This window comes from Ruminococcus sp. AM42-11, assembly GCF_003480145.1.
In the GTDB taxonomy this organism is placed as follows: Bacteria; Bacillota; Clostridia; order Lachnospirales; family Lachnospiraceae; genus Blautia_A; species Blautia_A faecis.
This window is the reverse complement of the sequence record NZ_QUIO01000016.1, coordinates 61,311-74,537: the sequence shown is the minus strand read 5'-3', so window position 1 is coordinate 74,537 and position 13,227 is coordinate 61,311. Positions and strand designations below refer to the sequence as shown.

Here is a 13,227-nt window from a genome sequence, read left to right as displayed (position 1 = left end):
TAAAGATTACATGATTACTGTTCACTTCATAGTCTGCAATACAAGCTTTGTTACCAATGGACAGTAACATTACCTATTTGAATATTTATTAGCAGTCACTAACCTTATGTTGTACTAAAGACATAACCAGGAGACCATCATGAGTGAAAAAGGATTAACCACCATTGCTTTAAAGAAAATAAACCGTTCCAAAATTTACCAATACATTTACCGGAGCAAACTGACCTCAAAGCTACAGATCGTTCAGGATCTGCAGATGGGTCTGTCTACTGTCAGCCAGAATTTAAATCTTCTGGAAAATGAAGGGCTGATTGAGAAAAATGGTTACTTTGATTCCACCGGAGGACGAAAGGCCAATGCCATTCAGATTGTTTCGGATTTCAGAATTTCCATTGGTGTTGGAATATTAAAAAATATGTTTCATATCACCGCCATTGATCTGTACGGAAACACGGTCTATACGGATACAATTCCGCTTACCTACTCAAACACAGCTGCGTATTACCAGCAGATCACTGACAAAGTCAAGGACTTTATTGACAAAAACCAGTATCCGGAGAATAAAATTCTGGGGGTTTCCATCGCTACCCAGGGAATTACTTCCCCGGATAATACCACTGTTATCTACGGAAACATTATGAACAACACCGGTATGCGTCTAAAGGATTTTTCCAGGCATCTGCCTTATCCCTGCCATCTGGAACATGACTCCAAATCAGCTGCTTTTCTGGAATTGTGGAATCATCCGGAGCTTGACAGCGCTGTTGTCCTTTTATTGAATCGAAATCTTGGCGGTGCCATTATCACCAATCACCAGATTCACCAGGGATGTTCTATGCACAGCGGAACAATCGAGCATATATGCGTCAACCCTGACGGACCGCTTTGCTACTGCGGAAACCGGGGCTGTCTGGAAACCTATTGCTCTGCCAACTCCTTGGAACAGGCCAGCGGCATGACTATAAAGGAATTTTTTCCTCTTTTAAGAGAAAAAAAATCCCCCCAGCTTATACAAATCTGGGAGGATTATCTGAAACATCTGGCTTTTGCAATAAAAAACCTGAATCTGGTTATTGATGCACCCATCATTATCAGTGGATATCTGGCACCTTATTTTACGGAAGATGACACGGATTATCTGCTGCGGCAGATCAATTCCATGACTCCATTTGAGCTGAAAGAAGAACAGATTCTCGTGGGCACACATGGGCAGTATACACCTGCGATCGGGGCTGCACTTTTTTATGTGAAGGAATTTATCCAGTCAGTTTGACACTAAAAAAGCTACTGTTCACTCTGTGACCAGCAACACGCTTCGGGATGCACAGAAATCATGCATTCGCATGATTTCGCGCCGAGGTTCTCGTTTTTTCTGTGAGCTTTGCTTACAAAAAACACCTCGCAGAATGTTACCAATAAACAGTAACCTAAAAAATCAATGCAAAATATGTAATTACACATTTTTCTTGACAAAAGTTTTCGCTCTTATTATAATTACCGTTGTTAATTAACAGTGGTAATTATTTTTTTGTAAGGAGAAATAACTATGGACATTGAACTTATCAAACGTATGATGGATGCCTGTTATCAGGCAAGCGAATCCGAGATATGCTGCCGCCTCTGCCAGATGGAGTTGCATCTTCTTTTATTCAATATCTGGATATCATTGAAAAACTGGAAAAACAGGGTATTCGAGTGAAGATATCCGATGTAAGTGATGCTCTTTCCCTTCCTCGTCCCGGTGTAACTCGTACAGTGAAGGACATGGAAGCCAAAGGCTATGTGAAAAAGTTTGCATCCGCCGAGGACGGCCGGGTTACCTATCTGACAGTCACGGAATCTGGAAAAGCCATTTCAGATAAGTACAATAAACGGTACTTTACTATTCTGTCCGGTTATGTAGACAGTATTCCAGAGGAGGACATTCTATGTACCATCCGGACCATGGAGAACTTTTATAAGATTATGTGTGAAAGGAGAATTGACCTTGACAAATGAAAAAAATGATTTTACACAGGGAAGCATTCTGAAAAAGCTTGCCCTTTTTATGCTGCCGATTCTTGGTGCCCTTATACTGCAGGCAGCATATGGTGCAGTAGACCTTCTGGTAGTTGGACGCTTCGGCTCTACATCCGGACTGTCTGCTGTTTCTACCGGCAGTCAGGTGCTGAACCTTGTTACCTTTGTGGTAACACAGTTTGCTATGGGAATCACAGTCCTCATAGCCCGCTATCTTGGCGAAAAAAAGCCTGAACAGATTGGCTCTGTTATTGGCGGTGCTGCAGTTGTTTTTGCTGTCATTTCTGCCATACTTTTTATTGTAATGATTGCTTTCGCCCACCCTATTTCCGTACTTATGCAGGCTCCTGAGGAGGCTGTTTCACTTACCACAAGCTATGTAAGAATCTGTGGAAGCGGTATTTTCTTCATTGTTGCCTATAACCTGCTTTCTGCTATTTTCCGCGGGCTTGGTGATAGTAAATCGCCGCTTTTATTTGTTCTGGTAGCCTGTATCGTAAATATTTTCGGAGATTTATTTCTGGTTGCAGGACTTCATCTGGATGCCACCGGTGCAGCTCTCGCAACCGTTTTCGCACAGGCGGTCAGTGTAGTATGTGCGATCGTCATCCTGCTGAAAAAGGAGCTTCCCTTTTCCATCAAAAAATCCGACTTATGTTTTAATTCCCAATGTAAACGTTTTCTGGGAATCGGACTGCCTCTGGCTCTCCAGGAATTTCTTACCCAGATGTCCTTCCTGGCACTTTGTGCATTTGTAAACAGATTAGGCTGGAAGCCTCCTCCGGATATGGGGTTGCCTGCAAAATTGTAAACTTTGCCATGCTGATTCCAAGCGCACTGATGCAGTCCATGGCCTCCTTCGTTTCCCAGAACGTAGGCGCTGGAAAGCCAAAGCGTGCAAGGCGGTCTATGTTCACCGGAATCGGAGTCGGACTGCTATTCGGATGTCTGGTTTTTGTTCTGGTTTTATTGAAGGGTGATGTACTCGCCAGCCTGTTCTCGACCGATGCCGCAGTTATCCAGAAAGGCTTTGATTATCTGAAGGGCTTCGCTCCTGAAACAATTTTAACAGCAATTATGTTTAGTATGGTTGGTTATTTTAACGGAAATAACCAGACCTTATGGGTTATGTTTCAGGGATTGTTCCAGACACTTCTGGTGCGTCTTCCAATGTCATATTATATGAGCATTCAGCCTGCTGCCAGCCTGACAAAAATCGGTCTGGCAGCACCTGCCTCCACACTGGTAGGCATTTTGCTTAATGTAATTTTCTTTCTGTACTTCAACAAAAAAATCAATAACAGGCAATAAGTAAAAAAACAGTCCCCTACGCAGTCTGTAAAATGTACTGCGTTGGGGACTTATTTTATGACGGGGTTATTCTTATTATGCCCGTTCTGCTTTCTTTTCAGTTTCCGGTTTTTCCAAAAGCTTCTTAATACCCTGGATTGCAACCAGCACACCCAGTATTAACAGTAATACTGCAAATATCAGCTGTAAAGAATTTCCAAGATCCAGACCTGTTGTTACAAATGCTTTGGAAAGCTTTACAATTGTCATTCCAAGTGCGGTAAAGGTAACTGCCATCATAAATACCATTGGTACCCAGAGCATCCAGCCCTGACGCTTGGTTTTCTTTAAAAATACGGCGCAGGCTACCAGTGCCAGTACAGATAACAGCTGGTTTGCAGAACCAAACAGTGGCCAGATTTCCGCATATCCAACCTTTGTAAGCAGGTAAGCAAGTACAAGTGTAATGATGGTTGCAAAGTATTTGTTTGTTACTACTTTCTGGAATGGACTCATATTTTTCTCATCTGTGTCAGAATCAAGGAAAAATTCCTGGAAAGACAGACGTCCTACTCTGGCTACAGAGTCAAGTGATGTAAGCGCAAATGCGGATACTGCAAGGTTGATCAGAGTGAACACAAGGGAGTGAGGCAAACCGATCACAGAAAGGAAGTTTGCAATCGCACCTGCGAAAATCTGTGGCTGGGTGGTAAGTCCCTGTGCAGCTGCCTCTCCTTTTCCAAATGATGCAACTGCGATCAATGCGATGATTGCAAGCATACTTTCCATAAGCATTGCACCAAAGGAAACCGGCAACATGTTCTTTTCATTTTTGATCTGCTTGGAAGCAGTACCGGAAGATACCAGGGAATGGAAGCCGGAAACTGCACCACAGGCGATTGTTACAAATAAGATTGGGAACATGTATTGTCCATCTACATTAAAGCTTGTAAATGCCTGAAGATTACATGCCGGGTTCGCTGCAAATACACCGATAACAGCGCCAACGATCATGAAAATCAGCAGATAACTGTTCAGATAATCACGTGGCTGAAGCAATGCCCATACAGGAGCTACACTGGCAATCAGAATATATACAAAGATAATAATGTGCCAGGTTCCAAGGCTTACATACATTGGGAACTGAAGTCCCAGCACAATTGCTGCAACCAACAGCACAATTGCAAAAGCAGTATTAACCCATTTATTGAACTTTGTATATTTCAGGAAAAATCCAAGTCCAACTGCTTCAAAAATGAATAACATGGAAGTAGTTGCAACAGCTCCGTTTGCCACTACCTTTGTCACTTCTCCTGCATCATTTGTGGCAAATCCGTTAAAGGTTCCGGCTACAACATCTGCGAATGCCGCAACAACCAGAATACAGAACAGCCAGCAGAATAAAAGGAATAATTTTTTTCCAAGTTTTCCAATGTACGCTTCAATAATGTATCCAATTGTACGTCCTTTGTTCTTTACAGAGGCATACATAGATGCAAAGTCCTGAACTGCTCCAAAGAACACACCACCGATCAGGATCCAAAGAAGTACCGGAAGCCATCCAAAAATGGCAGCCTGGATTGGTCCATTGATCGGGCCGGCACCGGCAATAGATGCGAACTGATGTCCAAATACTACATTGGTATCAGCCGGTACATAATCAACTCCATCCTCCATTTCGTAAGCCGGAGTTTTTGCTTTCGGGTCAATTCCCCATTTGTTCTGGAGGTAACGGCCATACAGAAGATAGGCGCCGCCCAGAACTACGATAGCGATTACCATCATCATAATTCCACTCATAATCTTTCTCCTCGTCTTTCATTTGTAGTCAAGTGGTTAATATATATAAAAAACGCCCTTGCTATCCAATGGATAACAAAGGCGGAATTTCCGTGGTACCACTTTGCATTATCGTATCTATTACTAAACACGACCACTCACTGCTGTCTGTATAAACAGCTTCTTCTGTAACGTGAAGACTACGTCCCGGCTTACTGAAATTAGTTATTATTTTTTCAGCGGGATGCTCCCAGGTGATACCACAAAATACCTTCTGCCGCCTCTCACCAGTCTGCGGCTCTCTGTGTTCCGGTTATCTTTTGTAATTTGTCCTGTTCAATGCATTTCTCTTTATCTAACTAAAGTTTTACTACTTTTTTAGAAAATTACAATACATTTTTTGTATATATTATACGATTTTATCAATCTATTTTTGTACATTTTCACTGACCGGTATCAGTATCTTCAGATCAAACCAATTCTCCTTTGTGTCAATGGAAACAGCGCCATCATATTTATTTACCGTATAGCGGATACTTTTCAGCCCATAACCATGAAATTCTTTGTCCCGCTTCGTTGTAATAAACGCTCCGCCCTGATAATTCAGTTCGGTATCATAATAATTTTCAAACCGGAGAAGCAGAAAGTTTTTCTGTTTTGAAACACTGACGTGTATCAGCCTTTTTTCTTTATCCGGAATCTTCAATTCGCATTCAATGGCATTATCCAGTGCATTTCCAAAAATACTGCAGATATCCATAACGTCCATAAAATCCAGCAAGGCTCCATCTGCAACGCAGGTAAAGGTTATGTTATTCTTTGCGCAATAAAGACTCTTGGTAGTCAGCACAGTATCTAGCACTTTATTTCCTGTTTTGTTCTGACTTTCATATTTCTTTATATCTGCTTCCATTTTATCCAGAAATTCTTCTCTTTTCCCAGGATCAGTTTCACTTCTTAACACAGCGATCTGATGCTTCAGATCATGATACTTATAATTGATCAGCTCAATGCTTTCCCTTGACTGCTTGTATTGGGCATACTGATTCTGAAGCACATTCTGCACTGCCTCCAGCTCTTTTCTTACCCGAAGCTCACAGCACTGTATCAAATGTGCATATAAAATTGCAATTCCTGCAACATCTACCATAGTACGGATATTCCCCATTTCAAAAGAATATCTGCCTGTAAATGGCGTGTTCACATTCACATAACTCATATTGCTGACAGCAAATACAGCAATACTGATCAGGAGTCCGGAAAAATATTCCCTTCTGGTGATTTCCATCTGTCCATCCTTTGGCAGATGAACATGGAGAATTTTGTATAATATCACTACAAGCACACCATAGATCAGAAGAATTGCCATTCCCTGCTGCCACCAGGACATCCATGCTTCTTTCCCTGTATAACACAGGATCTGCCACCCGGCAGAAGCCATAAATTCAGCTGCTACAAAAGCAATCATTCCAAAATATGCCGCATCTGTCAGCCTGATCTCACAGCAGCAAAAAACAAAAGCAACCATCAGAAAAACCGCAAATATCATACAGGGGATCCAAAAAATCAGTCTTACCCCACCGGTAGAAATCAGAAATACGCTCTGTATTCCAAATGCACCTGCCACAAGACAGCCTGTTACAGCCGGTGAAAATCTTTTTTTGAAAGGCAAAATAAAAATCAGACAAGCCATCCACTCTGCAAGTGCCGTATAAAGTCTTGGAATATCGGGCAGATAATATTCTGTCATTTTATCACCTCTCCCCAATATCTGGTCAGGGCTTCCATGAATACCTTTCTTCGTGCACGGCTCAATGTCAGATTTTCTCCCTTCACCAAAGCACATCCATCCTGGATCCTTTCCACATGCTGGAGGTTGATCAGATATCCCTTATTTCCACGGCAGAAATTCATCTCCGCAAGCTTTTCCTCCATCTCCTTCATTTTCCCTGTTGTTTCATAGTTTCCCAGTATGGTATGGAGTATCAGAGTATGTCCCTGACTTTCAATATAATAAATATTTGCAACATTAATCCTGACCATGCCGCCTTTCATATTCACCATGATGATCTTCGTTTCCCGCTTTTTCATCCGGCTGATGGCACGGTTAAGCCGCTGGGAAAATGCGAAATAGGACACCGGCTTCAGTACATAATCCAGCGCATCCACTGCATATCCTCTGATCGCATATTGTGCCATATTGGTAATGAAAATGATCACAACCTCTGTGTCAATTTTGCGGATTTCTTCAGCTGCAGACATTCCGTCCATGAATTTCATTTCCACATCCATCAGAATAATATCGTACTGGGATTTATATTTATTTACAATCTGATCGCCGTCTGAATAGACTGTAATGTCAAACATCTCTTTGTTCTCTTTTTCATATTGATGCAGAAACTGCTGAAGCTGCTTTGCATACATTTCTTCATCTTCCACAATTGCAATGCTGATCATGCCAGTCCTCCTTTTTCCTGTTATTACGCCTCCTTTCATAATAAATAATTTTCCCTCACTCTGCAAGACAAAAATCGCATAAAAAAATCCCCCTTTTTGCTCTGGAACTTTTACAGATTCCTCGCTCTGCTTTTTCCAGATTTAAAAGGGGGACTTATGTCTCCAGATTACTGTTTAATTATTCGTTTGCAGCCTGTTTTTTCTTTTTTCTCCAGCGTACAATTACAATTGTATCAACTACAATAAGAACAACTGCAAGAATCACATCAATCATTACAAACAGTTTTGTCATATTGGTCATTCCGGTTGCCGGATTTCCATCTGCATAATATCCGCTGTTTGCTACTGTATAAAGGATATTTTTGCAAGCCTGACGCATTGCAAGAACTGCTGTTGCGCTCTCGTCTGTCAGTTTGTTGGACTCTGCACTGTTAAATCCAAGCATCAGATCATTTCCGTTTCTGATACAATGATCGGTGATCATGTAACCATAGGAACCGTCATAATCGGTTTCTACCATTCCGACGAATCCCCATTCTCCACGGAGTACGTTGTTCAAAAGTCCGTTGTTTGCACAGCTTGGTACTGTACCGATCCAGTTGAAGGAGGACATAACTGCCATTGCTTTTCCTTCAAAGCCCTTTGTTGCAAGCTCGAATGCTTTCAGATATCCTTCACGGATTGTCTGCTCGGAAGCAAATGTGAGAAGGAAAGAGCATCTGTTTGTTTCCTGATCATTTAATGCAAAATGCTTCATGTATGGATAAACACCCTTGGTGGCTGCTCCATTCATTTCATTTGCTGCCATGTATCCGGACAACAGACTGTCTTCTGAATAATATTCGAAGTTACGTCCTGCAAATGCTGTACGGTGGATGTTCATAGCCGGGCCGTACCATCCGTAGTTATCAGCATCTACATATTCCTGTCCCATAGAAACGCCGATTTCATTTGCAAGTTCTTTGTTCCAGGTCTGAGCCATAAGAACTTCAGATGGATAAGCAGTTCCAAATGCCTTTGTGATGAAGTTGTTTAATCCTGCAGGTCCGTCACAGTCAGATGTGGCAATTTTACCTACTGATTTGATTTCTGCGGTCTGCCATCCCCCAACATTGATCAGAGTAGCCATATCTTCGAAGCTGAGCTGGTCTAACAGCTTATCCCAGTCTGCATCGTCATAATCTTTTCCGGTAAGGTCAGCAAGCTGAAGTCCGTTGTCTGCTCCCATTGCCGGCATTTCATCAGAATCATTGTTATATTTGGTTCCATCGTAAATGCCAAATACATTCTCTTCTACGGCTGCCCTTGTCTCGTCGCTCATTACATAAGCATCCTCTTCCGGCACACCGCATGCTTTGTCATAATTTGCAAAACCGTCCTCACGAGAAAGCTGCTCAAAGTCGCCTCTCGCATAATCCTCAAACTGGTTTGTTGCAACAGTTTTGTCGGAAGAACGACCATCTTTGCTGTAATCAATATCTTCATCAACGGTGAACTTCTCTTCACTAAGAACTGTATGAGAGTCTGAACGAAGAGAAATTGTGTATTCGCCAGCCTCTAAGATATAACCGCCTCCGGAGATCTTAATACCTTCAGAATCATAGGAAGCCATATCTTCTTTGTTGATGGTAAAGGATTTTGTCTGGGATTCTCCTGGCTCAATAGAATCTGTTTTCTCGAAAGCGATCAAGTTTGCTGCGGCTTTCTCGATTCCACCGTTTGTGTAAGGTGCTGTGTAATAAATTTCCACAACATCTTTTCCAGCAACAGAGCCTGTGTTCTCTACCGTTACATCAAAGGTGACAGTATCTCCGTTATCCTTGAAATTCTCAATCTGTTTGTCAAAGGTTGTGTAGCTGAGTCCATATCCAAATGGATACTGTACCATATCCTCATACTTGATAAGACCCTCTTCAGCTGCTGTTTCATAGAATTTATATCCTACATAGATTCCCTCTGCATAGTTTACAAATCCCATGCTTCCTTCGTAAGCCGGATCATTTGCTGCAATCTGCTCTTTCAGATCTTCTACGTTTGTATAAGCATTCAGGCCCATATTATTGTAGTATGGAGTCTCTGTCAGATTCTTTACAAAGGTATCTACTGTTTTTCCAGATGGGTTTACAGAACCATTGATGATCTCGCCCAGTGCTTCGAAGCCAGTTGCACCTGCTCCAGGAGCAAAGATAACCGCACCGATCTGCTCATATTTGTCTACCCAGTCCAGTTCCATTGCATTATTTGCGTTTACAACTACAATAACATTGTCAAACTGGGAGCATACTGTATCCAGCATATCTTCCTCTGTATTGGAAAGCTCAAGATAGCTTTCTCCCTCGTCGAAGTCATCATAGTCTCCATTGTTTGTGTAACTTCCTTTTACATATCCGTAATTGTCTGGGGAAACAGATACTTCTTCTGCTTTCTTTGCATAGCTTCCATCAATTACAGATTTCATGTCGGTTGGAAGGTCTGCACCCTCTCCGCCGGAACGTCCAATTACAACTACAGCTGTGTCAGAATACTCTTTTGCTTCGTCCATCAGGCTGTCTGTGTAATACTCCTTAGTCGGCTCAGGCAGTGTCCAGTCCTGCTGCGCCATGGCAATTGTAGGACGGTCAGCTCTGTAGTCAGTATACATCTTGGTAAGAGACTCGTTTGTCTCATATCCGGCATCCTTTAAGGACTGCAGGATACCGATTGCTGTGGAGGAATCAGAAGATCCTGATCCTGTTCCGCCAAACAGCGGGTTTGTAGAATCCCAGCCGAATACATTCAGTTTCTTTGTATCTGAGGAAAGAGGTAAAATACCATCGTTTTTCAGTAACACCATTCCTTCTTCAGCAACCTTCTGAATGGTTGCACGGCTCTGGTCTGTAGTCTCTTGTGCAAGTACTACTTTCTTTGCGTTTAAAACACTTGATACGTTGTTGTACATCGGTCCGTAGCAGATTACATTTACAAGCACTGCAACAATTGCAATAAATGCAATGGCAGCCTGCCAGCGGATCACATGACGGAATCCCTTTTTGGCTTTATGAGCCACAACCATTACTACGATCATCACAACAAGTAAAGCAAGGATTGCGATAACGTAGCCGATCAGCTTCTCAATATAGGATGTAAGGTCAGCCTGACTTACACCGAGACTGCTGAAAACCGGGCTCAGTAAATTTACTAAAAATCCTGTCATAATCATTTCCTCCCTTTGTTATTTTCAGGAGTATTCTATCAGATTTCAGCAGATTCTGTTGTATTTTACATAAACGGTTCTTTTTTTACATAAACGGTAGTTTTATGGCATTCGTTTTATTAATCCATTCGGAAACACTTGGTGTAAAAGTCAATAATCCGACCTGCTTTTTAAAATGTTCAGATTGGGACACTTTAAATTGCTACATCTTGTACATTAATTATCCTATTCTGGCAGGCTACTTTCCAAACAGAGCCGTCCCGAGGATGTCAAGTCATTGCTACAAAAAATATGCGGCTTTTTTGCCACAAAAATGGCTTAAAACCGCATATTTCTGTATAGAGGACGTTATATAATTGTCACAAAGTAGGTGGGGAGGATGTTATGTCATTGCTACAAATATCATTCTCCGCATAACGATTTTTTATAAATCATTCCATTCTTGTGAAAGCGGAAAATGATAAGCCATATCGAAAGCTGAAATAGCTGCTCTATTTACATCCAAAATTTCAGTAAAATCTCGATCTTGCCCTTTAATTCCTTTTTTTCCTAACCCCGATAATAATTGTTCAGCTGTTTCCAACATTAAAACATGTAAATTTTTTGTTTCAGCATAGGTTTCCAGAACACTATTTTGACATTGTTTATGAAGACAATAAAGATAATGCCTAAATGCTTCTTTTTCGCCAAAACCTGTTGATGATGGTAAACTTCCATTGAACAACATTTCACTATATTTATTTTTCATCGTTACTGGAGGTTCAATTCTATCTAATAGGTCCATACGTTTTGCAATGTCTAAAAAAGGAATTTTATACTCTGATAATGCTTGTGGACAATAATACCATACCGCTCGACGGCTAGGCTGTTTATCATCTATTGTTTCAAAATGTTCTGGCTGAAACCATCTTAAATTCAAAAAATTTCCTGATGCAATTGCATCACATTTTGCTAATGCCATACATAATAATTGATGACTTGCATAACCCACAATCGTCATCTTCCGCTGTCTCTTAATTCCTGCTACTAATGACATAATATTAGACACCCACAATGGTCGATCCACCAAATAATATCGTTCCGGATGTTCGCATACAATATATACACCTTCTACATCCCATTCTTCAACATACTCTATCACCCGTTCAATCTGGCTTTCATCATTAAGTACATCACTACTCAATGAAATTGTGTGTATATACTTCATATCAGGTGCATATTTTTTTGCACTTTCTATTATTATTTTCTGTATTTTATTCCATAAATCGTCTATTTTCTTAGCAGTAATGGAAGGCAACAAAAACGCTTCTGCCTCAACTTCGTTATTTAATTTTGATAGTTCTTCTACTACCGTATCAAATTGTCCCATTTCCAATGATGTAATATCACTCTTCGGCCAATATGCATACTGAGACAATTTTTTTTGATATTGTCTAGGATAATACAATTGTGGATCAACAAGTACTTTCCCTTTTTTCTTATGCACCCTAGTTGCATAACCTTTTACCTTATTGGGCAAAATGTTCATAGGGCTAATGATAATAGTTCCACCATCAAACTCTTCTAAATGCTCGAGAGCTAACGCTTGCATATTATGTCCCATTTGTATAAAAAGTTCCATTCTTTAACCCCTTCTATTCATAAACAAATGTCTTTTTAGCTACTTTTAACCAATCTATTGCTTGCTTAGCAGTCCTAGGTCTTCTAGAAGGATATTTTCCCATCATTGCCCCTAATAATGCCATAAACTGACTTTGAGTATCCCCTTTGATTGAATACTGTACAGGTGTAATAGTTTCTGTCTTTTGTAAGACTTCAAGTGCATTTATAGAGCCTTCTCTAAATGGATTTTTTCCTGTAATACATTCATAGGTAACAACTCCTAGTGAAAAAATATCTGCTCGAGAATCAATTTCCTTTTTTAAATTATTAAATTGCTCAGGCGCAGCATATCCAGGTGTATGCGGACCCATCATTGCACCTGTTCTTGTCAATGAATCTGCTCCCAATATCCTTGCAATTCCAAAATCCAGAAAAAATATTCTACCATCATCTGCTCGTATAATATTTTCCGGTTTAATATCTCTATGCACAATACCTTTATTCTCTATACAAGCAATAAACTCTAACCCCTGTTCCAAAAATGTCACTGCTTCCTCTAAAGAAAATCTCTTGCCACTTTCAAGCACCTTCCGTAATTCTGTTCCTTTTACTTTTTGCTCAATAATATATAATGTCTCTGTTCCCTCATACTCTATGGTTCCAGTTTCATATATTTTAGGTACCATGGATAAGTTTAAATCTCTTTCTATTTGTATTTCCCTAAGAGACCTGGGATCGTTAAGCTGAAAATATAATTTAATAACAGTTTCTCCATATGAGTTGTGAACTCCATCAAATACAATCTTCTGTCCACCACGTGCCATCAATTCAATTTTTTCAAATTCTTCTTGACACATTTCTTGAAATTTTTTCATCTCTCATTTCTC

At 40.7% G+C, this 13,227-nt stretch carries 11 protein-coding genes and 1 other annotated feature; of the genes, 5 read left to right on the top strand and 6 right to left on the bottom strand.

Annotation, left to right across the window (positions count from 1 at the left end; genetic code table 11):
• The first annotated feature begins 139 nt into the window (after positions 1-139).
• From DW904_RS11055 to DW904_RS25510, 5 genes are all read left to right on the top strand, one after another.
• Positions 140-1,273, top strand: a complete 1,134-nt coding sequence (locus tag DW904_RS11055; RefSeq protein WP_118580451.1) for an ROK family transcriptional regulator — start codon at positions 140-142, stop codon at positions 1,271-1,273.
• Positions 1,274-1,546: 273 nt separating this feature from the next.
• Positions 1,547-1,699 carry a hypothetical protein gene (locus tag DW904_RS25520; RefSeq protein WP_347562122.1) on the top strand — a complete coding sequence of 51 codons (153 nt, stop codon included), beginning with the start codon at positions 1,547-1,549 and terminating at the stop codon, positions 1,697-1,699.
• The gene (locus DW904_RS11050) at positions 1,696-1,998 is read left to right on the top strand and encodes a MarR family transcriptional regulator (RefSeq protein ID WP_347562121.1); all 303 of its coding nucleotides are present in this window, start codon (positions 1,696-1,698) and stop codon (positions 1,996-1,998) included. Before DW904_RS25520 ends, DW904_RS11050 begins: the two co-directional genes overlap by 4 nt.
• Positions 1,988-2,830 (top strand): MATE family efflux transporter, encoded by an 843-nt coding sequence (locus tag DW904_RS25515; RefSeq protein WP_347562120.1) that lies wholly within the window; start codon positions 1,988-1,990, stop codon positions 2,828-2,830. Before DW904_RS11050 ends, DW904_RS25515 begins: the two co-directional genes overlap by 11 nt.
• Positions 2,831-2,838: 8 nt before the next feature.
• Positions 2,839-3,330 (top strand): MATE family efflux transporter, encoded by a 492-nt coding sequence (locus DW904_RS25510; RefSeq protein ID WP_347562119.1) that lies wholly within the window; start codon positions 2,839-2,841, stop codon positions 3,328-3,330.
• A 75-nt stretch (positions 3,331-3,405) separates the two neighbouring features.
• Here DW904_RS25510 and DW904_RS11040 read toward each other — a convergent pair whose 3' ends face one another.
• The 6 genes from DW904_RS11040 to DW904_RS11010 form a co-directional block, all read right to left on the bottom strand.
• Positions 3,406-5,109 carry a carbon starvation protein A gene (locus DW904_RS11040; RefSeq protein WP_118580448.1) on the bottom strand — a complete coding sequence of 568 codons (1,704 nt, stop codon included), beginning with the start codon at positions 5,107-5,109 and terminating at the stop codon, positions 3,406-3,408.
• A gap of 74 nt (positions 5,110-5,183) precedes the next feature.
• Positions 5,184-5,437, bottom strand: a binding site (T-box leader).
• A 78-nt stretch (positions 5,438-5,515) separates the two neighbouring features.
• Positions 5,516-6,838: a sensor histidine kinase gene (locus tag DW904_RS11035; protein WP_118580445.1), complete on the bottom strand. Its 1,323-nt coding sequence runs from the start codon at positions 6,836-6,838 to the stop codon at positions 5,516-5,518.
• Entirely contained in the window at positions 6,835-7,545 is a 711-nt protein-coding gene (locus DW904_RS11030; protein ID WP_118580442.1) for a LytTR family DNA-binding domain-containing protein, read from the bottom strand. Before DW904_RS11030 ends, DW904_RS11035 begins: the two co-directional genes overlap by 4 nt.
• Positions 7,546-7,723: 178 nt before the next feature.
• A complete protein-coding gene (locus DW904_RS11025; protein WP_118580439.1) occupies positions 7,724-10,738 on the bottom strand; it encodes a glycoside hydrolase family 3 C-terminal domain-containing protein in 3,015 nt (1,004 codons plus the stop codon).
• A 424-nt stretch (positions 10,739-11,162) separates the two neighbouring features.
• The gene (locus DW904_RS11015; RefSeq protein ID WP_005333823.1) at positions 11,163-12,359 is read right to left on the bottom strand and encodes a hypothetical protein; all 1,197 of its coding nucleotides are present in this window, start codon (positions 12,357-12,359) and stop codon (positions 11,163-11,165) included.
• Between the two features lie 13 nt (positions 12,360-12,372).
• Positions 12,373-13,215 (bottom strand): serine/threonine-protein kinase, encoded by an 843-nt coding sequence (locus DW904_RS11010; RefSeq protein ID WP_005333818.1) that lies wholly within the window; start codon positions 13,213-13,215, stop codon positions 12,373-12,375.
• Between the last annotated feature and the right edge of the window lie 12 nt (positions 13,216-13,227).